The following is a 19528-nucleotide window of genomic DNA, read 5'->3' as shown; positions in this document are numbered from 1 at the left end:
CACCCCGCCCGGCGCCGGCGCCCGCCGCCCAGGCCCCGCGCGCGGCCTCGGGCTTCGACGACATGGACGACGACATTCCGTTCTGAAGCCGTCGCGCCGTCGTGGCCCATGAAAGGCCTGTCTTCGCAAGGAGACAGGCCTTTTTCGCACCCTTTTCGCGCGGGTTGCCGGGCCACCGACGGGCCGCTTTCTTCAGGCGGCCTCCTGGCCCGCGCCTTCCTTTTCCTCGCCGGCCGGCTCCGTTTTCCACAGGCCCCGCACGTTCATCGCCGCCAGGCAGCACTGCAGCGCCATGAGCGCCCAGGCGCGGGTGTGCCATCCCCAGGCCAGCCACAGCACGTTGCTGCCGAGAAAGACCCAGAACCCGGCATTGCGCCGCGCTGAGTGCGTGGAGGCGACCAGCCAGGCCGCCAGCACCGACGCCGCGAATGCCGGCCACTGCAAGAGGCCGAGCCAGTCGTCCATCGCGGTCAGGCGCCTACGGCCTGCAGCAGCTTCTGGTTGAACGCCGGAATGTCGTCGGGCTTGCGGCTGCTGACCCATTGCCCCTCGACATGCACGGTTTCGTCCACCCAGGTGGCGCCGGCGTTGCGCAGGTCGGTGGCCAGGCTGGGCCAGCTGGTCAGGGTCTTGCCGCGCACCAGGCCAGCGTCCACCAGCAGCCAGGCGCCATGGCAGATCACGGCGATGGGCTTGCCGGCCTGGTCGATGGCCTGCACGAAGGCCTGGGCCTTCGCGTCCGTGCGCAGGGTGTCGGCGTTGAGCACGCCGCCGGGCAGCAGCACGGCATCGAACCGGGCGGGATCGGCCTGGTCGAGGGTGCCGTCCACCGCGAAGGTGTCGGCCTTTTCGTCGTGGTGGAAGCCCTGCACCTGGCCGGCCTTCGGGGCGATGATCCGGGTGGCGATGCCGGCCTTTTGCAGCGCGTCGCGCGGGCCCGTCAGCTCGACCTGTTCGAAGCCGTCGGTCACGAGGATGGCGACGGTGCGGGCGCTGGCGGCGGGAGAGGATGCGGTCATGGGTGGGGTCCTTTCAAAGGCCACCAATCTAGGGGCCTTGGTGCCCGTGGCGTGTCGGCCAACTGCCATCGCGGCGCAGGACATCGGCCTGCATGGCGGTCGTCAGCCGCGACCGCGCCAGCGCTCGATGCCCTCGAACACCGCCATGCCGGCCAGCAGGGCGGCCACGAACCACACGCCGTCCGGCACCCCCATGCCCAGCAGCACCAGGGCCGGGCCCGGGCAGATGCCGGCCAGTCCCCAGCCGATGCCGAACAGCACGCTGCCGCCCACCAGCCGCGCGTCGATGCCGTGCGCGGCGGGCCACTGCAGCGGTGTGCCGCGCAGCGTGGTGCCCCGGCGGCGCGCCATCGTGAACGCCACCAGGGCCACGCCCACGGCGCCGGCCATCACCAGGGCGAGCGACGGGTCCCAGGACCCCGCGATGTCCAGGAACCCCAGCACCTTGGCCGGGTCGGCCATGCCGGACACCAGCAGCCCCAGCCCGAAGACCAGGCCCGCGGCAAAGGCGATCAAAACGGTCATGGCGCGTTCCCTCCGTTCAGGCCAGGTGCCGCAGCGCGAAGACCGTGCCCATGCCGGCCGCCATGAAAACCAGCGTGGCCGCCAGGGAGCGCACCGACCAGCGCGACAGGCCGCACACGCCGTGGCCGCTGGTGCAGCCCGCCCCGTAGCGCGTGCCCACGCCCACCAGCAGGCCCGCGGCGATAAGCAGGCCCGGGCCGGCGTCGATGCGCACCGCCGGCAGGGGTGCGGCCAGTGCATAGGCCAGCGGCGCCGCGACCAGGCCCGCCACGAAGGCCACGCGCCAGGCCCGGTCACCGCGCCGGGGCCGCAGCAGGCCGCCCACCACGCCGCTGATGCCGGCGATTCGCCCCGCCAGCAGGAAAAAGCCCCCGGCCGCCAGGCCGATGAGCGCGCCGCCCGCCAATGCGGTGCCGGGGGTGAAGGCGTTCCAGTCGATGGCCATGGGGTTCACTCCTTGGGGCAGTACAGGCGGTACAGCACCGCCAGGATCTCGAGCAGCGCGGCGTCGGCCACGCAATAGTGGATGTTCTTGCCCTCGCGCCGGGTCTCCACTACGCCCTGGGTGCGCAGCACGCCGAGCTGCTGCGACAGCGTGGGCTGCTGGATGCCCAAGCGTGCCTGCAGGTCGCTCACGCACTGCTCGCCCTGCGACAACTGGCACAGCAGCAGCAGCCGGTCTTCGTTGGCCAGGGCCTTCAGGGCCGAGACGGCCTGACTGGCCGCCTGGCGCAGGCGCTCGGGGTCGATGGGGGTGGGGTCCATGGGAAGATCGATGCAAAAGCCGTCACAAGGCCACCGAAAGGTCGGCGTTGGATTCAATATATCAAATCACATAATATCTGTGGAAAGATTGTTCTCCGCTGAACCGCCTGAAAGGCCGCCCGCCATGCCCCGCACCACTTCCCTGCAGTCGTTCTTCGATCCCGCCACGGGCACGGTGACCCACCTCGTGTGGGATCTGGCGACGCGGTGCGCGGCCATCATCGATCCGGTGCTCGACTTCGATGCCGCCGCGGGCCGCACCGCCACCCGCTCGGCCGATGCGGTGCTGGCTTGCGTGCGCGAGCGGGGGCTCACGGTGCAGTGGATCCTGGAGACCCACGTGCATGCCGACCACCTGTCGGCCGCGCCGTACCTGAAGGCGCAGGCGGGGGGGACGCATCGCGGTGGGCGAGCACATCCGCGCGGTGCAGGCCGCTTTCGGCCGGCTCTTTCCCGCCGAAACCGGCGCCGCGGACGGCAGCCCGTTCGACCATCTGGTGCGCGATGGCGAGACGCTGCGGCTGGGCGACACGCCCGTCACGGCCCTGTGGGTGCCGGGGCACACGCCGGCCGACATGGCCTACCTCGTGGACGGCGCGGCCTTCGTGGGCGACACGCTCTTCATGCCCGACGTGGGCACGGCGCGGGCGGACTTTCCCGGCGGCGATGCGGCCACGCTCTACCGTTCCATCCAGCGGCTGCTGGCGCTGCCGGGCGACACGCGCCTGTTCGTGTGCCACGACTACCCACCGGCCGGGCGCGCGCCGCAATGGGAGACCACGGTGCAGGCGCAGCGCGAACACAACATCCACGTGGGCGGCGGCGTGGCCGAGGCGGATTTCGTCGCCCTGCGCCGTGCGCGCGACGCCACGCTGGGCGCACCGGCGCTGCTGCTGCCCTCCCTGCAGGTCAACGTGCGCGCCGGGCAACTGCCGCCCCCCGAGGCGAACGGCATCGCCTACCTGCGCATTCCGCTGAACGCGTTCGGAACGCCTCCGGCCGCCTGAGCCCGGGCGTTGTCGGGCCGTGCGGGATCGCTCCTACCCGGTAACAGGTGCCGGGCCCACTGCCCCGGCGCTGGCACGGGGCGAAGCTGTAGGCATCCGGCGCACCGTTTCACGGACCGCGTCCCCACCGACCGACCCAAGGAGCCCGCCATGCGCACCCCCATCGTTCCCGACACCGCCATCGACCCCACCGACGATCCCACGGCCGAAATGCCGGAAGGCGACGACATCAACGACCACCTGGAAGCCGAGCAGGACGTTTCGGACGGCATCGAGGACATCTCGGTGCAGGCCTTCGACGACCCGCGCAGCGGCGGCCCGCTGAACTTCGACGACGGCACCGACATGGCCCACCCCCGCGGCAAGACCGGCCGCGACGGCGGCACCTGGGAGGCCGAGGGCAGCGACAGCGGCGACCTGGAGCCACCGGCCGAGATGCTCTCCGACCGCAACGGCCCGAGCGACCCGGACGCCAAGCGCACCGGCTGACGCGGCGCGGCAACGCAGCAAAAAAACAAAAAAAAGGGGCGCCCGTGCGCCCCTTTTGCTTGCTATTGAAAATATAGCGGTATGCCCTAGTGGAACATGCGGTTGCGGCCCAAAAGGCTTCAAGCGCCTGAAGTCAAGGCCGCCGCTGTTCCGCGGCCCGTTCAGTGCACCACCATCAGGTGGAAGGGCCACACGTACGCCTGCAGCGTCACGTACAGCCCCACCAGGCAGGCCAGCGCGATCGAGTGGAAGAACACGTAGCGCAGGATGTCGCCCTCGTGGTTGAACCAGCGGGTGGCCGTCGATGCGACCACGATTGACTGCGCATCGATCATCTTGCCCATCACCCCGCCCGAGCTGTTGGCCGCGCCCATGAGGTTGGGCGACAGGCCCAACTGCTCGGCGGCGACCTTCTGCATGCCGCCGAACAGCACGTTCGAGGCCGTGTCCGAGCCGGTGAGCGCCACGCCCAGCCAGCCCATCAGCGTGCCGAAGAACGGGTAGAACACGCCCGTGTTGGCGAACGCCAGCCCCAGCGTGGTGTCGGTGCCCGAATAGCGCGTGAGCGTGCCCAGGGCCAGCATGAGCACGATGGTCAGCAGCGAAAAGCGCACCAGCCACACCGTCTTGAAGAACGTGCGCGCGATGGCGACCGGGTTGTATTTCATGAAGAACGCGCTCACCACCGCCGACAGCAGGATGGCGGTGCCGGTGGCCGACAGCAGGTTCAGCGTGTACACCGCGCCCTCCTTGGTGGGCGTGGGCACCACGGGCGGCACCTTCTCGATCAGGTTGTGCAGGCCGGCCATGGGGAAGGCGGGCGCGAACAGGCCGTTGAGCCAGGCCTTGACCGGCGGCAGGCCCCAGATGAACACGAACACCGACAGGATGACCCAGGGCGTCCAGGCGGCCACCAGCGCGGCGCGGCTGTGCGCGGTGACGGGCTGGGGCGGCTTGGCCTCCGAGGCGCTCACGTCGCGCCCGCGCAGCGAGGCCGAAGTCCACACCGTCTTGGGCTTCCACACGCGCAGGAAGGCCACCAGCGAGGCCATGGAGACGATGGCGGCGATGATGTCCACCAGTTCGGGGCCGATGAAGTTGGACACCAGGTACTGGGGCACGGCGAAGGACACCGCCGTCACCAGGATGGCGGGCCAGATCTCCCACATGCCCTTGCGGCCCGCGAAGGCCCAGATCAGCCAGAACGGCACCAGCAGCGAGAAGAACGGCAGTTGCCGCCCCACCATCGCCGTCACCTCCATCAGGTCGTAGCCGTGCACCTTGGCCAGCGTGATGACCGGCGTGCCCAGCGCCCCGAACGCCACCGGCGCCGTGTTGGCGATGAGCGACAGGCCCGAGGCGGCCAGCGGCGAAAAGCCCAGCCCGATCAGGATGGCCGCCGTCACCGCCACCGGGGTGCCGAAGCCCGCCGCGCCCTCGAAGAACGCGCCGAAGCTGAAGGCGATCAGCAGCAGCTGGATGCGCCGGTCGCCGGTGATGCCCGAGAGCGAATCCTGCAGCACCTTGAAGCTGCCGTTCTGCTCGGTCAGCTGGTGCAGGAAGATGATGTTCAGCACGATCCAGCCGATGGGCAGCAGGCCGGTGAAGCCGCCGTACAGCGCCGCGCGCCCGGCCATGTCGGCCGGCATGCCGTAGGCGAAGATGGCCACCAGCAGCGCCGCGACCAGGCCCAGCCCGGCCGCGATGTGCGCCTTGATGTGAAAGAAGCCCAGCGCGGCGAGCATCACGACCACCGGGATCGCGGCCAGCGCGGTGGAAATGATCATGTTGCCGAACGGGTCGTAGATTTGCTGCCAGGTCATGGGTTTGTCTCCGGTGTTCTATCGGTGTGCGGACCGCGGGGCCCCGTGCCGCGGCCCTCTGCCGGGACCTGCGCCGGCCCACTGTAGAAATTTGCGGAGCGCGCGGCGTGAAAAACCTTCGCGGCCCGCGTGAAGGCTTTTCAAACCGTGTCAGTTCCGTGTCAGCCGCTGCGCCCGCAGGGGCTGCACCCCGCTGTCCCGGAGCGCCCGGCGTCCATCAGGGGCCGTCGTGCAGCGCCTGGCGCAGCCAGTCCACGAAGGCCGCGCACTCCCAGCGCTCGAGCGCGCCGGCCTTCCAGCACAGGAAATAGTCGTGCGGCGACGGCAGGCTGTCGCGCGACAGGCGCACGAGCTGGCCGCTCTCCAGCCAGGGCTGGCCCGCGCGCAGGCGCAGCAGCGCCACGCCGAAGCCGGCCACCGCCGCGTCCCAGGCCATGCCCAGGTCGTTGAACTGGCTGCCCACCACCGGCTCGGGCTGGGCGATGCCCACGGCCTTGAACCAGGTGCGCCAGGGCTCCAGCGCGCAGCGGATGAAGCGCACGCGCGCCGCCGACTCTTCCGTCGCCAGGCCGTCCAGCGGACCGGTCTCGGCCAGGTATTCGGGGCTGCACACCGGCGTGATCCGGTCGGCGAAGAGCTGCACCGATTCGCGGTCGGGAAAGTGCCCGGTGCCGAAGCGCACCTCCACGTCGGCCTCCTCGGCCATCATGTGGTGCACCGGCAGCGACACCTGCAGCTGCAGCTCGATGTCCGGGTAGGCGTGGCGGAACTGCGCGATGCGCGGCAGCAGCATCTGGCGCGCGAAGGTCGGCGTCACGCCCAGGCGCAGGCGCGTCGCCTGGCCTACGCCCAGGGTGCCGGGCACATGCTGCAGCGCGGCGATGGCCTCGCGCACCCGCTCCAGGTAGGCGGCGCCGGCGGGCGTCAGGCTGAAATCGCCGCGCGCGAAGAGCTTGACGGCCAGCAGCGTCTCCATCTGGCGGATGCGGTGGCTCACCGCGCTCGGCGTCACGCTCATCTCCTCGGCCGCGTGCGTCACGCTGCGCAGCCGCGCCAGCGCCTCGAACGCCAGCAGGCCCTGGATCGGCGGAATGCGCGGCGGGGCCATGCGTGCGGCGGGCCCGTCAGGCGACGGTGGTGGCCGACGCGATCACGCCGCCCCCGAGGCACACCTCGCCGTCGTACAGCACGGCGGACTGGCCCGGGGTGACGGCCCATTGCGCGTCGGGAAATTCCAGCGCGAAGCCGCCGTCCGGCAGCGGATCGATGCGGCAGGGCGCATCGGCCTGCCGGTAGCGCGTCTTGGCCGCCAGCAGGCCGGCGGCGGGCGCCGCGCCGGCCACCCAGCTCGCATCGCCCGCCTGCAGCGTGTGCGACTGCAGCCAGGGGTGGTCATGGCCCTGCACCACGCGCAGCACGTTCTTGTCCAGGTCCTTGCGCGCGACGAACCAGGGGGCGTGGTCCCCGCTGCCCCGCTGCGCGCCCTTTTCCTTCACCCCGCCGATCCCCAGGCCCTGGCGCTGGCCCAGCGTGTAGAAGCTCAGGCCCTGGTGGCGGCCCAGCGCGCGCCCGCGCTCGTCCTGGATCGGCCCCGCCGCATGGGCGATGTAGCGGTTCAGGAACTCGCGGAACGGCCGCTCCCCGATGAAGCAGATGCCGGTGGAGTCCTTCTTCTTGGCATTGGGCAGGCCGATCTCTTCGGCGATGCGGCGCACCTCGGTCTTGTGCAGCTCGCCCACGGGAAACAGCGTCTTCGACAGCTGCGCCTGGTTCAGGCGGTGCAGGAAATAGCTCTGGTCCTTGGACGGGTCCAGGCCCTTGAGCAGTTCAAACAGGCCGCTCGCCGCGTTCTGCCGCACCCGCGCGTAATGGCCGGTCGCGATCTTCTCGGCGCCCAGGCGCATGGCGTGATCCAGGAAGGCCTTGAACTTGATCTCGGCGTTGCACAGCACGTCGGGGTTGGGCGTGCGGCCGGCCTGGTACTCGCGCAGGAACTCGGCGAACACGCGGTCCTTGTACTCGGCGGCGAAGTTCACGTGCTCGATCTCGATGCCGATCACGTCGGCCACGGCGGCCGCATCCACGAAGTCGATGTTGGAGGCGCAGTATTCGCTGTCGTCGTCGTCTTCCCAGTTCTTCATGAAGATGCCGACGACCTCATGGCCCATGGCTTTCAGCAGATGGGCGGTGACCGCGGAATCCACGCCGCCGGACAGGCCGACGACGACGCGGTGCTTGGGGGTTGCTGTCATGGCCGGGATTGTATTTTTTATGCCGCCGCGGCCGGGGGCGTGCCGGCAGAACGCCAGGTGCGCCGCGGGGCATGCGATCCGGCCGGATCTGTTGCGCTATTGAATTAATAGCAACAAGGGCAATCAATCCGCCGGCATGGAGGCGATACGGGCCAAAACGCGGCGGTGGCGGGCGCCGTGCGGCCCGCCCGGGTCAGCGCGGCTGCAGCACGCTGGCGTCGGTGTGGATCAGCTCCAGCGGGTAGCGCTTGCCGGCCAGGTAGTCCTCGATGCACTCCATCACCAGCGGGCTGCGGTGGCGGTCCGCGCAGCAGCGGATCTCGTCGAGCGTCATCCACACGGTGCGCACGATGCCGTCGTCCAGCGTGCGCCAGGCATGCACCGGCCCCACCGAGCCGGCGAAGGCAAAGCGCAGGTAGGTGATGTCGTCGCCCGTGCGGGTGCGCGTGAAGCGGTTGAGGTACACGCCCACCAGTGCCGTGGGGGTGAAGTCGCAGGCGGTTTCCTCCAGCACCTCGCGCACGCAGCCGTCGATGGGCGACTCGCCCGGGTCCAGGTGGCCCGCCGGGTTGTTCAACCGCAGCCCGTCGGCCGTGTCTTCTTCCACCAGCAGGAAGCGGCCGTCCTGTTCGATGACGGCGGCCACGGTGACGTTGGGTTTCCAGCGGTTCGGCATGGCGGCCATTATGACGAGAGGGCATGTCAGGCCGTGTAGGGGATGCGCGACACGCGGGCGAGGACGGTGATTCGCCCGGCATCGGTGTGGACGGACATCGAAGGGTACGGCCTGCCGATCGCCTGCCGCGCCACTGGTGGCTGACAAGCGGACGCGGCGTTGGCCTCCAAACCTTCTCCTTGCCGTCTGCGCAAGATGGATTGGGTGAGGCTTGCAAAGACATGCCCGCGCACGCGCTCCCGCACCCCGGCGAGTGGCCAGAGGGCTCCCCCGCCCCTTCCCCCATAAAGGATCCCACGATGCAAAACTTCTCCGACCCAGCGCTGACCCGGCGAGACCTGTTCGTCGTGGGGGCCGCCTCGGCTTCTGCGGTGGCCGCCACCGGGGCCGCCGCCCGCACCGCGGCGCCGCTGCCGGCCAAGTCCGGCGCGCTGGCGCCCCAGGGCGAGACGGCCATGCCGGTGCGCATGACCATCAACGGCCAGCAGCACACGCTGTCGCTGGACACCCGCACGACGCTGCTCGACGCCCTGCGCGAGCACCTGCACCTCACCGGCACCAAGAAGGGCTGCGACCACGGGCAGTGCGGTGCCTGCACGGTCATCGTCGATGGCCGCCGCATCAATGCCTGCCTGACCCTGGCGGTGATGCACGAGGGCGCGCAGGTCACCACCATCGAAGGCCTGGGGCAGCCGCAGAAGCTGCACCCGCTGCAGGCCGCGTTCGTCAAGCATGACGGCTACCAGTGCGGCTACTGCACGCCGGGCCAGATCTGCTCGGCCGTGGGGGTGCTGCAGGAAATCAAGGCCGGCATTCCCAGCCATGTGAGCGGCGACCTCACGGCGCAGCCCCTGCTCTCGGCCGACGAGATCCGCGAGCGCATGAGCGGCAACCTGTGCCGCTGCGGGGCCTATTCCAACATCCTGGATGCGATCACCGAAGTGGCCACCACGAACGGGGGTGCTGCATGAAGCCATTCACCTACGAACGCGCGGCCTCGGTGCAGGCCGCCGCAGCCGCCGCCGCAGGCAACCCGCAGGCCCGGTTCATCGCCGGCGGCACGAACCTGCTGGACCTGATGAAGCTGCAGATCGAGGCGCCCACGCACCTCATCGACATCAACGGCCTGGGCCTGGACCGCATCGAGCCCGTGCCGGAGGGCGGCCTGCGGATCGGTGCGCTGGTGCGCAACACCGACCTGGCGGCGCATGCCGGCGTGCGGCGCGACTACGGCCTGCTGTCGCGCGCCCTGCTGGCCGGTGCGTCGGGCCAGTTGCGCAACAAGGCGACCACCGCCGGCAACCTGCTGCAGCGCACGCGCTGCCCCTACTTCTACGACACCAACATGCCGTGCAACAAGCGCCAGCCGGGCGCGGGCTGCGCGGCCATCGGCGGCGTCACGCGCCAGCATGCGGTGGTGGGCGCGAGCGAGGCCTGCATCGCCACCCACCCGAGCGACATGGCCGTGGCCATGCGGGCGCTGGATGCGGTGGTCGAGACGGTGCGGGCGGACGGCCAGCCACGCCGCATTCCCATTGCCGACTTCCACCGGCTGCCGGGCAACACCCCGCACATCGAGACTGCGCTCGACGCCGGCGAATTCATCACCGCCGTGACGCTGCCCACGCCCGCGGGCGGCACCCACATCTACCGCAAGGTGCGCGACCGCTCCTCGTACGCCTTCGCGCTCATTTCCGTGGCGGCCGTGCTGCAAAAGGACGGCACGGGCCGCGTCGCCCTGGGCGGCGTGGCGCACAAGCCCTGGCGCATGGCGTCGGCGGACGCGGCCCTGCCGCAAGGCGCGCAGGCCGCCACGGCGCAGTTGCTGGGCGCGGCGCGCCCCACCCACGAAAACGCATTCAAGGTGGCCCTGGTCGAGCGCACGCTCGTCGGCGTGCTGGCCGAGGCGAAAGGCCAATCATGAAATTCGACACCCCGGCTTCGCACAATGCCATCGACCAGCTCAAGGTGGTCGGCCAGCCGCTGGACCGCATCGACGGCCCGCTCAAGACCAGCGGACAGGCGCGCTATGCCTACGAGCAGCACGACGTCGTGGCGCGCCAGGCGTACGGCTACATCGTGGGATCGTCCATCGCCAAGGGGCGGATCGCTTCGATGGACCTGACCGCCGCGCGCGCCGCGCCGGGCGTGCTGGCCATCGTCAATGCCCAGAACGCCGGCAAGCTCGGCAAGGGCAAGATGAACGTCGCCCGCCTGCTGGGCGGCAGAGGCATCGAGCACTACCACCAAGCCGTCGCGCTGGTCGTGGCCGAAACCTTCGAGCAGGCCCGCGCCGCGGCGCATCTGCTGAAGATCGATTACGTCAGCACGCCTGGCGCGTTCGACCTGGCGGCTGAGCGTGGTTCCGCCACCGTGCCCAAGTCCTCCAAGCCCGAGAGCGCGTTCGGCAACTTCGCCGGCCGCTATCCCGAGGCCCCGGTGCGGCTGGATGTCACCTACACCACGCCCGACCACACCCACGCGATGATGGAGCCCTTCGCCTCGCTGGCGGCCTGGGAGGGCGACCACCTCACGGTGTGGCTGTCCAACCAGATGATCGCCTGGACCGCGGGCGACCTGGCCAAGACCCTGGGCCTGGCGCCGGACAAGGTGCGGCTGGTGTCGCCCTACATCGGCGGCGGCTTCGGCGGCAAGCTCTTCCTGCGGGCCGACACCGTGCTGGCCGCGCTGGGCGCGCGCGCGGCAGGCCGGCCGGTCAAGGTGGCGATGCAGCGCCCGCTCATGGCCAACAACGGCACGCACCGGCCCGCGACCATCCAGCGCATCCGCATCGGCGCGGGCCAGGACGGGCGGATCACCGCCATCGGCCATGAAAGCTGGTCCGGCAATCTGCCCGGCGGCGACCCCGAGGACGCCATCGCGCAGACACGGCTGTTGTATGCCGGTGCCCACCGCTACACGGCGCTGCGCATCTCGCAGCTGGACCTGCCCGAGGGCAATGCCATGCGCGCGCCCGGCGAGGCGCCCGGGCTGATGGCGCTGGAGATCGCCATGGACGAAATGGCCGAGCGGCTGGGCATCGACCCCATCGAATTCCGCGTCCTCAACGACACCCAGACCGATCCTGAAAAGCCGGGCCGCAAGTTCTCGCAGCGCCAGCTGGTCGAGTGCCTGCGCCTGGGCGCGGAGCGCTTCGGCTGGAGCCAGCGCAGCGCGGCACCGGGCCAGCGGCGCGAGGGCCGGTGGCTGGTCGGCATGGGCGTGGCCGCGGGCTTTCGCAACAACCTGCTGATGAAGTCGGCCGCGCGCGTGCGCCTGGACCGCACGGGGCGCGTGACTGTGGAGAGCGACATGACCGACATCGGCACTGGCAGCTACACCATCATGGGCCAGACGGCCGCCGAGGTGATGGGCGTCGCGCTCCAGCAGGTGGACGTGCGCCTGGGCGATTCCGCCTTTCCGGCCTCGGCCGGCTCGGGCGGCCAATGGGGCGCCAACAACGCGACGGCCGGCGTGTACGCGGCCTGCATGAAGCTGCGCGAGACGATCGCGCGCAAGCTCGGCGTGGCGCCGGCCGATGCCGTGTTCGCCGATGGCATGGTGCGCGCGGCGGGGCGTTCGGTGCCCCTGGGCGAGGCGGCGGGCGAGGCCGGCCTGGTGGCCGAGGACGCCATCGAATACGGCGACCTCGACAAGCAGTACCAGCAGTCCACCTTCGCCGGGCATTTCGTCGAGGTGGGCGTGGCGGTGGACACGGGCGAAGTGCGGGTGCGCCGCATGCTGGCCGTGTGCGCGGCGGGCCGCATCCTCAACCCCAAGACCGCCCGCAGCCAGGTCATCGGCGCGATGACCATGGGCGTGGGTTCGGCGCTCATGGAAGAGCTGGCCGTGGACAAGCGCCGGGGCTTCTTCGTCAACCACGACCTGGCCGGCTACGAGGTGCCGGTGCATGCCGACATCCCGCACCAGGAGGTCATCTTCCTGCCGGAGACCGACCCCATCTCCTCGCCCATGAAAGCCAAGGGCGTGGGCGAGCTGGGCCTGTGCGGCGTCGGCGCCGCCGTGGCCAACGCGGTCTACAACGCCACGGGTGCGCGGGTGCGCGACTACCCCATCACCCTGGACAAGCTGCTGCCGCACCTGCCGGCCCAGGCCTGACGCCGAAGGGAACGCGCCGTGGACAACCTCGATTCCCGGGTGCTGCACACCCTGCTCGACTGGCGCCGCGCGGGGGGGCACGGCTGGCTCGTCACCGTGGTGCGGACGTGGGGCTCGTCGCCCCGGCCCGTGGGCTCCATCCTTGCGCTGTCGGACCGCGGCGCGGTCGTGGGCTCCGTCAGTGGCGGCTGCATCGAGGACGACCTGATCGCCCGGTGCTGCACGCCCGGCCGGGACGATGCCCTGCCCCGCGACCCGGCGAAGCCGGTGCTCCTGAAATACGGCGTGTCCGCCGATGAGGCCCACCGGTTCGGACTGCCCTGCGGCGGCACGCTGGAGTTGCTGGTGGAGCGCAATCCGGCGCTCGACTCGCTGCAGGCCCTGGTCGAGTCGCTGGCCGAGGGCTGCCTGGTGCGCCGCAGCGTGCGGCTCTCCGATGGGGCGGTCACCCTGTCCGAGGCCCGCGGCGCGCAGGCCTTCCATGCGGATGCGCAAACGGTGGCCAGCACCTTCGGCCCGCAGTACCGCATGCTGCTGATCGGCGCGGGGCAACTGGCCGAATACCTGGCCACCATGGCCGGCTTCAACGGCTTCGCGGTGACGGTGTGCGACCCGCGGGTGGAGTACCGCGGCGCGTGGTCGGTGCCCGGCACCGCGCTGGCCGATGGCATGCCCGACGACGTGGTGCTGGCCTTCCGCCCCGATCGGCGCAGCGCCGTGATCGCGCTGACGCACGACCCCAAGCTGGACGATCTCGCCCTGCTGGAGGCGCTGAAGACCGATGCGTTCTATGTCGGCGCCATCGGCAGCCGGCGCAACAACGCAGCGCGGCGCCAGCGGCTGGCCGAGCACTTCGACCTGGACGCACCGGCGCTGGCGCGGTTGAAGGGGCCCATCGGCCTGTTCATCGGCAGCAAGACGCCGGCGGAGATCGCCGTGAGCGTCATGGCCGAGGTGTTGAGTGTCCGCAACGGGGTGGCGATCCCGCCGCAGATGCAGGTGGCGCCTGCGAAGGAATGGCTGGCGGGTTGAGGCGTGCCTCTCGCCAGGGGTGATCGGACGGAGCCCTTGCCATGCCCGCGCCACCCTCTGACATGGCCTGCGGCTCACTTTTTGTCGGTGGCCTTCTGGATTTCCGACTGGAACGCGTCGCTGCTGCGAAGGCGCAGGTATTCCTGGTAGGCCTCCTCGTAGGCCTTTGTGTCCAGCCCATACGAACGCGACAATTCTTCATACCGATCGGCTCCCGAACGGCGCCACAGGGCGAGGTCCGCGATCACCTCGGCACGGGACAATTCTTGTTGTCTGGACGCGCCTTCCTGTGCTTGGGATGGCACCGCGAAGGACATGGCAAGGGCCAGCACCGCAGCGGCTGCCGGGAGCATGCCGCGGCGTGCTCCCGATGGGTTCTGGGCGGTCTTCATGGAAGACACGGCATGCAATTGGGAATAAGGCATTTCAGGTTCTCCAAATCAATCAAGGAATGGGTGGCGCCGCATCAAGCGCGGGTTTTCAAATGGAGCATGGGGTGGTGCTCGTAATGGCCGATTCCTTGTCGGATCAGCGGGTCCCCGGAGGTGAGTGCGGTGATTTCCTGGTCGTCGGCGATTTGAAAGAGCGATACGCCATAACCCCCCGCAGGGTCCATCACGGGACCATGGGCGACGATCAGCCCTTGAGCGAGCAGCGTGTCCAGGTACATCCCGTGTTGCTTCATTCCCTCCTGCTCATCGGCAGACATCGTGGGGAGAAAATCCGCGCGGGGAGGAATGAATTTGCAGAGAAAATATTTCATGGTGTGTTTTCGGTTGGTTTGCCAAATCCCGGTTTTTCCAGTGTCACGCTGCGGTTTTCACGCTTTTCAAAATCGCGCCTTCGAACATTTTCGGAAGGTAGCTTTGAAGGAACAGAATCATTCCGGTCATCTTCCCCACCGGGTTGCTGAACCTGGGCTCTTTCATCCCGATCAACCGGGTAATGGTCTGCACCACGGCATCGGGTGCTTCGGCTTCGTCAATGCCCTTTTGCGTCGCTGCATCGGCCTGCCTGCGGTAGGCGTTGTAGTCAGCGATGCGAGCCGTGTTGGCCGCGACGGCGTTGTGGGCCAGATTGGTTTTGAACCAGACGGGTTCCACCATACTGACCTTGATATTGAACGGGTCCAATTCGAACCGCAGGGATTTGAAAAACCCTTGCACCGCGTGTTTGGATGCGGAGTAATAAGACAGGTTGGGTGGGCCGATCAGGCCGACGATGGAACTCACCGTGATGATCTGCCCCCGCTTTTGCTTGCGGAAATGGGGCAGCAAGGCGTTGGTGACCTTGACCGTGCCCCAGAAGTTGGTTTCGAACTGGTCACGGCCCACGGCCACCGAAGTTTCTTCGGCCAAGCCGGTGACCATGTAGCCCGCGTTGTTAACCAATACGTCCAGTTGCTGGGTGTGGGCAAACAGCTGGTCGGTGAATCGCCGGATGGATTCGTCATCATCGATGTCCAGTCGCAGCATTTTGAAAGGCACCTTGCCCGCGTACTTTTCAGGCTCGCGGCTGGTGCCGATCACGTTGAAGCCTTGCTGTTGAAGCTGGTTGGCGAGCAGCAAACCGAAGCCGGAGGATGCGCCGGTAATCAAGACGGTCTTTTTCATGGGTGATGTTTTCTGAAAGGGATCTGCGGAGCTAAAGAATGGGCAAGGGACGCGAATTCATCGGGTGGTGGAATGAAGCCCCAGCCCCAAGGCGACTGCGTGACCTGTGCAATACAAAACGGTGCTGAACATGGATTCCTTCTGGACACGTGAGGGGATGGACTGGCGATGGCTCGCATGTTAGTATCGATTAAATAGTGAGTCAATACTAAAACGATATGAACATCAAGAAATCTTCCGAAAGCACCTGTCCGATCGCGCGCAGCCTGGATGTCCTGGGTGACGCCTGGACGATGCTGATCCTGCGAGACGCCAATTCCGGACTGACACGCTTTGATCAGTTCAAGAAGAGCCTTGGGATTGCGCCCACCATGCTGACCAAGCGCTTGGCGACACTGACCGACGAAAAGTTGCTGGAAAAGCGGCAGTACTCCGAGCGTCCGCCCCGCGAGGAATACGTTCTGACCCAAGCGGGGCGCGACTACCTGCCGGTGCTTTTCATGATTGGCGCGTGGGGGAGAAAGCACCGGGGCGCAGGCCACTGGTGCGTTTCCTGGATGCCGAGAACGGCACCGACATCCAGCCCGTCGCCATTGATGCGGTGACGGGAGCCGAAATCGGCACGCGTGCCATCAAGATGGTGAACCCCGAGTAGCAGATGCCGCGTCTCGCTCCGCAAGCGGCTGTGCGGAGTTCAATGACCCGCTCATCCGCCGTGGGGCAATTGGCTGGTCCGGGCTGCGCTGGGTAGTGGCGGTGGCTCTTGCCATCCGCCACGGCATTTTCCAAGGCCTGTCACACCCCCGACAGCTGGCACGCCACGCCCAGCAGTCCGCAGAGCGCCAGCACCGGAATCACACCCCATCGGAGCCGGAACAGGGCCACCGCGGCCAGCACGCCGATGGCGGCCGAGGCGGCGTCGAAGCGGCCTCCCAGGCCCTGCGGCCACAGCACGTGATAGGCGAAGAACACCGCCAGGTTGGCGATCACGCCGACCACGGCGGCGGTGATGCCGGTCAGCGGCGCGGTGAACTTCAGGTTGCCGTGGGTGGACTCGATGAACGGGCCGCCCAGCAGGATGAAGACGAACGAGGGCAGGAAGGTGAAGAACGTCACCGCGGTGGCGGCCACGGCGCCTGCCAGGAACAGCGATCCGGGCCCGAAGAGGGCATGGGTCCATCCCCCGACGAAGGCCACGAACGACACCACCATGATGAGCGGGCCGGGCGTGGTCTCGCCCAGCGCCAGGCCGTCGATCATCTGCGTGGCGCTCAGCCAATGGTGGTGGTTGACCGCGCCCTGGTAGACGTAGGGGAGCACGGCGTAGGCGCCGCCGAAGGTCATCAGCGCGGCCTTGGTGAAGAACCACCCCATCTGGGTCAGCACCCCATGCCATCCGAACAGCGCCCAGAGCCCTCCCAGCGCCAGCAGCCACAACCCCGCGCCCACCAGCAGCACCTTGGCAAACCGCGTCCACGAAAACAAGGCGTGGGGCGGCGCGGGCGTGTCGTCGTCGATCAGTGCCGGCCCGGCCGATGCCGTTGCCGCGCCATGGGCGCCACCGGCGGAAAAAGCCTGCGGCGACACCCGGCCGCCCACATGGCCGGCAAACGCCGCGAGCAGCACGATCGCGGGAAACGGCACCTGCAGCGCGAAGATGGCTACAAACGCGGCCACCGCGATGCCCCACAGCCAGCGGTTCTTCAGCGTTCTGCCTCCGATCCGCCAGGCCGCCTGCACCACCAGCGCCGTGACGGCCGGCTTGATGCCGTAGAACACCCCGGCGATCACCGGCATGTCCCCATGGGCCATGTAGAGCCAGGACAGCCCGATGAGGAGGCACAGCGACGGCAGCACGAACAGCGTGCCGGCGAGGATGCCGCCCCAGGTCCGGTGCAGCAGCCAGCCGAGGTAGGTGGCCAGCTGCTGGGCCTCGGGCCCGGGCAGCAGCATGCAGTAGTTCAGGGCGTGGAGAAAGCGCTTTTCCGAGATCCACCGGCGGCGCTCCACCAGTTCCGCATGCATGAGAGCGATCTGCCCGGCCGGGCCGCCGAAGCTGATGAAGCCGAGCTTCAGCCAGAAAAGCAGGGCCACGGAGAGTGGCAGCGGGTGGGGGCGTGCCGATGCGGCGTCGTCGGGCAAGGCGGTGTCCATGATCGATTCCATGAGAGCTGCCAGCACTTGGACGGGACACCGTCTACCCGGGGCGGGACGGGAGGCTGTGTTCCCGGTGCGCGGATCATAGGGCCGCCGCCGTGGACGTGGAAGGGCCCGGCCGGATCACGGCGCGCGCATGAGCCCGCCGTCCACCCGCAGGCTCTGCCCCGTGATGTAGGCCGCCCCGTCGGAGGCCAGGAAGGCGACCGTGGCGGCGACTTCCTCCACGGTGCCGTAGCGCTGCAGCGGCACGGCGGTGCGCCGCTCTTCCCACACGGGCAGGCTGTCGATCCAGCCGGGCAGCACGTTGTTCATCCGCACGTTGTCGGCTGAGAAGCTGTCGACGAAGATGCGCGTGAACGAGGCCAGCCCGGCGCGCATGACGGACGACGCCGGGAACAGCGCGCTGGGCTCCAGTGCCCAGGCCGAGGAGATGTTGACGATCGCCCCGCCGCCCTGCCTTTGCATGAGGGGCGCCACCAGGCGGGTGGGCCGGATCACGTTCAGCAGGTAAGTGTTCATGCCCTCGAGCCACTGTTCGTCGGACAGGTCCAGCAATGGCGCCCGAGGCCCATGGCCGGCGCTGTTGACCAGCACGTCGATGCGGCCCCAGCGCCGGTGGGCCAGGTCCACCAGACGCCCGATGTCCTCCACCGACTGGTTGGAGCCGGTGACCCCCACGCCCCCCAGCGCCTCGGCGAGCGCCTGCCCTTTCCCGGAGGAGGAAAGGATGCCGATGCGAAAGCCATCGGCGGCCAGCCGGTGTGCGGCCGCCGCCCCCATGCCACTGCCGCCGGCGGTGATGAGCGCCACTTTTTCTACTGCCATTTGTCGGTCCTTGCGTGCCGCCAGTGGCACCTGCAGATTGTTCGACAGCCCAGACGTTTCGGGGGCATGGAGCCCGGCAGATCGCCTGCCTCGAATCAGTAGAAAATCTGCACCCATGACGGAACCCCTCGGGCGCATGCCCTCGCTCAATGCCCTGCGTGCCTTCGAGGCCACGAGCCGCCACCTCAACTTCCGGCTGGCCGGGCTGGAACTGGGGGTGACGCAAGGCGCCGTGGCGCAGCAGGTGCGGGCCCTGGAGGCGGAACTGGGCCTGAAGCTCTTCGAGCGCCTGCCCCGCGCGCTGGCGCTCACGTCCAACGGCCAGCGATACATCGTCGGCGTGCGGCGGGCCTTCGAACTGTTGGCCCAGGCCACGGAGAGCCTGGTCCCCCAGCCCCTGCGACTGACCGTGAGCGTGACGCCCACCTTCGCCACCAAATGGCTCATCCCGCGGCTCGACGGCTACACGCGCCGGCACCCAGGCGTCGATCTGCGCATCCTGGCCACGGAGCGGCTGGCGCACTTCCACAACGAAGCGGTGGACCTGGCCGTGCGCTATGGCCGGCCCCCGTTCGGTCCCGGGTTGTCCGCCGATCTGCTGTTCGAGGAATGCCTGGTCGCCGTCTGCAGCCCGCGGTGGCGAGAACGGAGCGCGCAGGCCGGCGATGGCATCGCGCAGGTGCTGCTGCACGATGCGCAGTCGCCATGGGAGACCTACTTCGAGCAGTGCGCGCCGCAGGCCAGGGCACCTGCGGCGCGCGCCCTGCATTTCAACCAGACCACGCTCGCCATCGATGCCGCCGCCATGGGGCAGGGCGTGGCGCTGGCCCAGCAGGAATTCGTGGCGCCCGATCTGGCGGCCGGGCGGCTGGTGCTGGCCTTTCCCGAGGCCCTGCGCACCGGCGCGGGCTACTACCTCGTGCACCCCCGCAAGCAACGGCATCCCGAATCGGTTGCACAGGTGCGGCGCTGGCTGCTGGACGGCGCGGGCGGACCGCCGGCCGCCCCACCCCCGTTGCCGGGCTAACGTCCAGGTTTCGCCACGGCCGCCGGCCGCAGCACCAGCCACAGCGCCGCGGCGATCAGCCCGCCGCCGGCCGCGTGCGCGGCGGTGGCGGCCTCGCCCAGCACCAGCCAGCCCCAGGCCACGCCGAACAGCGGCACCAGGAAGGTCACCGACAGCGCCTTGAGCGGCCCCACGTCGGCGATGAGCCGGAAATACA

General features: G+C 69.1%; 22 protein-coding genes and 2 pseudogenes. 8 read left to right on the top strand and 16 right to left on the bottom strand.

Translation table 11 applies throughout. The annotated features are described in order from the left end of the window. Nucleotides 1-192 precede the first annotated feature (192 nt). From AC27IO_RS11310 to AC27IO_RS11285, 6 genes are all read right to left on the bottom strand, one after another. The gene (locus AC27IO_RS11310; protein WP_498738996.1) at nt 193-465 is read right to left on the bottom strand and encodes a hypothetical protein; all 273 of its coding nucleotides are present in this window, start codon (nt 463-465) and stop codon (nt 193-195) included. A 5-nt stretch (nt 466-470) separates the two neighbouring features. Further along, nucleotides 471-1019: a type 1 glutamine amidotransferase domain-containing protein gene (locus AC27IO_RS11305; protein WP_284427864.1), complete on the bottom strand. Its 549-nt coding sequence runs from the start codon at nt 1017-1019 to the stop codon at nt 471-473. A 102-nt stretch (nt 1020-1121) separates the two neighbouring features. Then, the gene (locus AC27IO_RS11300; RefSeq protein ID WP_498738995.1) at nt 1122-1544 is read right to left on the bottom strand and encodes a DUF6691 family protein; all 423 of its coding nucleotides are present in this window, start codon (nt 1542-1544) and stop codon (nt 1122-1124) included. Nucleotides 1545-1560: 16 nt separating this feature from the next. Continuing rightward, entirely contained in the window at nt 1561-1989 is a 429-nt protein-coding gene (locus tag AC27IO_RS11295; RefSeq protein ID WP_498738994.1) for a YeeE/YedE family protein, read from the bottom strand. Nucleotides 1990-1994: 5 nt separating this feature from the next. Continuing rightward, on the bottom strand, nt 1995-2309 hold the full coding sequence (locus AC27IO_RS11290; RefSeq protein WP_498738993.1) for an ArsR/SmtB family transcription factor: 315 nt from the start codon (nt 2307-2309) through the stop codon (nt 1995-1997). A 66-nt stretch (nt 2310-2375) separates the two neighbouring features. Continuing rightward, on the bottom strand, nt 2376-2624 hold the full coding sequence (locus tag AC27IO_RS11285) for a hypothetical protein (RefSeq protein ID WP_498738997.1): 249 nt from the start codon (nt 2622-2624) through the stop codon (nt 2376-2378). Between AC27IO_RS11285 and AC27IO_RS11280 the strand changes: the two are divergent. Then, nucleotides 2539-3316: pseudogene (locus AC27IO_RS11280) on the top strand (MBL fold metallo-hydrolase). The gene AC27IO_RS11285 and the pseudogene AC27IO_RS11280 overlap by 86 nt on opposite strands. A gap of 150 nt (nt 3317-3466) precedes the next feature. Further along, entirely contained in the window at nt 3467-3805 is a 339-nt protein-coding gene (locus AC27IO_RS11275; RefSeq protein WP_284397368.1) for a serine/threonine protein kinase, read from the top strand. Nucleotides 3806-3966: 161 nt separating this feature from the next. Here the strand turns inward: AC27IO_RS11275 and AC27IO_RS11270 are convergent, their stop codons facing one another. From AC27IO_RS11270 to AC27IO_RS11255, 4 genes are all read right to left on the bottom strand, one after another. Beyond that, nucleotides 3967-5628 (bottom strand): L-lactate permease, encoded by a 1662-nt coding sequence (locus AC27IO_RS11270; RefSeq protein ID WP_272566317.1) that lies wholly within the window; start codon nt 5626-5628, stop codon nt 3967-3969. Nucleotides 5629-5845: 217 nt separating this feature from the next. Then, nucleotides 5846-6736 (bottom strand): LysR substrate-binding domain-containing protein, encoded by an 891-nt coding sequence (locus tag AC27IO_RS11265; protein WP_498738992.1) that lies wholly within the window; start codon nt 6734-6736, stop codon nt 5846-5848. Between the two features lie 16 nt (nt 6737-6752). After that, nucleotides 6753-7880 (bottom strand): tRNA 2-thiouridine(34) synthase MnmA, encoded by a 1128-nt coding sequence (mnmA, locus tag AC27IO_RS11260; protein ID WP_498738991.1) that lies wholly within the window; start codon nt 7878-7880, stop codon nt 6753-6755. A gap of 193 nt (nt 7881-8073) precedes the next feature. Next, entirely contained in the window at nt 8074-8556 is a 483-nt protein-coding gene (locus tag AC27IO_RS11255) for an NUDIX hydrolase (protein ID WP_272566313.1), read from the bottom strand. Nucleotides 8557-8855: 299 nt separating this feature from the next. Between AC27IO_RS11255 and paoA the strand changes: the two genes are divergently transcribed. Genes paoA through AC27IO_RS11235 form a run of 4 tightly spaced genes read left to right on the top strand, consistent with a single transcriptional unit; the run spans nt 8856 to nt 13707 of the window. After that, nucleotides 8856-9527 (top strand): aldehyde dehydrogenase iron-sulfur subunit PaoA, encoded by a 672-nt coding sequence (gene paoA, locus AC27IO_RS11250; RefSeq protein ID WP_284430514.1) that lies wholly within the window; start codon nt 8856-8858, stop codon nt 9525-9527. Then, nucleotides 9524-10480, top strand: coding sequence for an FAD binding domain-containing protein (locus AC27IO_RS11245; RefSeq protein ID WP_498738990.1), 957 nt, complete (start codon nt 9524-9526; stop codon nt 10478-10480). Before paoA ends, AC27IO_RS11245 begins: the two co-directional genes overlap by 4 nt. After that, the gene (gene paoC / locus AC27IO_RS11240; RefSeq protein WP_498738989.1) at nt 10477-12675 is read left to right on the top strand and encodes an aldehyde oxidoreductase molybdenum-binding subunit PaoC; all 2199 of its coding nucleotides are present in this window, start codon (nt 10477-10479) and stop codon (nt 12673-12675) included. Before AC27IO_RS11245 ends, paoC begins: the two co-directional genes overlap by 4 nt. Before the next feature lie 18 nt (nt 12676-12693). Then, complete coding sequence (locus AC27IO_RS11235; protein WP_498738988.1) at nt 12694-13707, top strand: XdhC family protein; 1014 nt, start codon at nt 12694-12696, stop codon at nt 13705-13707. A gap of 74 nt (nt 13708-13781) precedes the next feature. Here the strand turns inward: AC27IO_RS11235 and AC27IO_RS11230 are convergent, their stop codons facing one another. From AC27IO_RS11230 to AC27IO_RS11220, 3 genes are all read right to left on the bottom strand, one after another. Further along, a complete protein-coding gene (locus AC27IO_RS11230) occupies nt 13782-14099 on the bottom strand; it encodes a DUF4148 domain-containing protein (RefSeq protein WP_498738987.1) in 318 nt (105 codons plus the stop codon). A gap of 74 nt (nt 14100-14173) precedes the next feature. Next, a complete protein-coding gene (locus AC27IO_RS11225) occupies nt 14174-14470 on the bottom strand; it encodes a YciI family protein (protein ID WP_498738986.1) in 297 nt (98 codons plus the stop codon). A 43-nt stretch (nt 14471-14513) separates the two neighbouring features. Next, nucleotides 14514-15320 (bottom strand): SDR family NAD(P)-dependent oxidoreductase, encoded by an 807-nt coding sequence (locus tag AC27IO_RS11220; RefSeq protein ID WP_498738985.1) that lies wholly within the window; start codon nt 15318-15320, stop codon nt 14514-14516. Nucleotides 15321-15538: 218 nt separating this feature from the next. Between AC27IO_RS11220 and AC27IO_RS11215 the strand changes: the two are divergent. Continuing rightward, nucleotides 15539-15975, top strand: a pseudogene (locus AC27IO_RS11215) (winged helix-turn-helix transcriptional regulator). A gap of 140 nt (nt 15976-16115) precedes the next feature. Here the strand turns inward: AC27IO_RS11215 and chrA are convergent. Then, nucleotides 16116-17474: a chromate efflux transporter gene (gene chrA, locus AC27IO_RS11210; RefSeq protein WP_498738984.1), complete on the bottom strand. Its 1359-nt coding sequence runs from the start codon at nt 17472-17474 to the stop codon at nt 16116-16118. Nucleotides 17475-17600: 126 nt separating this feature from the next. Further along, on the bottom strand, nt 17601-18305 hold the full coding sequence (locus AC27IO_RS11205; protein WP_284430523.1) for an SDR family oxidoreductase: 705 nt from the start codon (nt 18303-18305) through the stop codon (nt 17601-17603). Nucleotides 18306-18420: 115 nt separating this feature from the next. Here AC27IO_RS11205 and AC27IO_RS11200 point away from each other — a divergent pair, with 115 nt between their 5' ends. Next, nucleotides 18421-19332: a LysR substrate-binding domain-containing protein gene (locus AC27IO_RS11200; protein ID WP_498738983.1), complete on the top strand. Its 912-nt coding sequence runs from the start codon at nt 18421-18423 to the stop codon at nt 19330-19332. On the opposite strand, the gene AC27IO_RS11195 is transcribed toward AC27IO_RS11200, so the two are convergent. Next, nucleotides 19329-19528, bottom strand: a 200-nt coding sequence (locus tag AC27IO_RS11195) for an EamA family transporter (protein ID WP_498738982.1), incomplete at its 5' end; no start/stop codon positions are given. The genes AC27IO_RS11200 and AC27IO_RS11195 overlap by 4 nt on opposite strands.

This window comes from Acidovorax sp. KNOB132 (genome assembly GCF_057541515.1).
Note: the sequence above shows the minus strand (reverse complement) of the source record. Positions and strands in the feature narration are given on the sequence as shown.

Excerpts from the sequence above, each read along its gene's own strand:
- AC27IO_RS11220 (WP_498738985.1), bottom strand. The coding sequence starts at position 15,320 with ATGAAAAAGACCGTCTTGATTACCGGCGCATCCTCCGGCTTCGGTTTG.
- AC27IO_RS11305 (WP_284427864.1), bottom strand. The coding sequence starts at position 1,019 with ATGACCGCATCCTCTCCCGCCGCCAGCGCCCGCACCGTCGCCATCCTC.
- AC27IO_RS11245 (WP_498738990.1), top strand. The coding sequence starts at position 9,524 with ATGAAGCCATTCACCTACGAACGCGCGGCCTCGGTGCAGGCCGCCGCA.
- mnmA (WP_498738991.1), bottom strand. The coding sequence starts at position 7,880 with ATGACAGCAACCCCCAAGCACCGCGTCGTCGTCGGCCTGTCCGGCGGC.
- AC27IO_RS11290 (WP_498738993.1), bottom strand. The coding sequence starts at position 2,309 with ATGGACCCCACCCCCATCGACCCCGAGCGCCTGCGCCAGGCGGCCAGT.
- AC27IO_RS11200 (WP_498738983.1), top strand. The coding sequence starts at position 18,421 with ATGACGGAACCCCTCGGGCGCATGCCCTCGCTCAATGCCCTGCGTGCC.
- AC27IO_RS11270 (WP_272566317.1), bottom strand. The coding sequence starts at position 5,628 with ATGACCTGGCAGCAAATCTACGACCCGTTCGGCAACATGATCATTTCC.
- AC27IO_RS11275 (WP_284397368.1), top strand. The coding sequence starts at position 3,467 with ATGCGCACCCCCATCGTTCCCGACACCGCCATCGACCCCACCGACGAT.
- AC27IO_RS11205 (WP_284430523.1), bottom strand. The coding sequence starts at position 18,305 with ATGGCAGTAGAAAAAGTGGCGCTCATCACCGCCGGCGGCAGTGGCATG.
- AC27IO_RS11255 (WP_272566313.1), bottom strand. The coding sequence starts at position 8,556 with ATGCCGAACCGCTGGAAACCCAACGTCACCGTGGCCGCCGTCATCGAA.
- paoC (WP_498738989.1), top strand. The coding sequence starts at position 10,477 with ATGAAATTCGACACCCCGGCTTCGCACAATGCCATCGACCAGCTCAAG.
- AC27IO_RS11300 (WP_498738995.1), bottom strand. The coding sequence starts at position 1,544 with ATGACCGTTTTGATCGCCTTTGCCGCGGGCCTGGTCTTCGGGCTGGGG.
- paoA (WP_284430514.1), top strand. The coding sequence starts at position 8,856 with ATGCAAAACTTCTCCGACCCAGCGCTGACCCGGCGAGACCTGTTCGTC.
- AC27IO_RS11230 (WP_498738987.1), bottom strand. The coding sequence starts at position 14,099 with ATGAAGACCGCCCAGAACCCATCGGGAGCACGCCGCGGCATGCTCCCG.
- AC27IO_RS11295 (WP_498738994.1), bottom strand. The coding sequence starts at position 1,989 with ATGGCCATCGACTGGAACGCCTTCACCCCCGGCACCGCATTGGCGGGC.
- AC27IO_RS11265 (WP_498738992.1), bottom strand. The coding sequence starts at position 6,736 with ATGGCCCCGCCGCGCATTCCGCCGATCCAGGGCCTGCTGGCGTTCGAG.
- AC27IO_RS11310 (WP_498738996.1), bottom strand. The coding sequence starts at position 465 with ATGGACGACTGGCTCGGCCTCTTGCAGTGGCCGGCATTCGCGGCGTCG.
- chrA (WP_498738984.1), bottom strand. The coding sequence starts at position 17,474 with ATGGACACCGCCTTGCCCGACGACGCCGCATCGGCACGCCCCCACCCG.
- AC27IO_RS11225 (WP_498738986.1), bottom strand. The coding sequence starts at position 14,470 with ATGAAATATTTTCTCTGCAAATTCATTCCTCCCCGCGCGGATTTTCTC.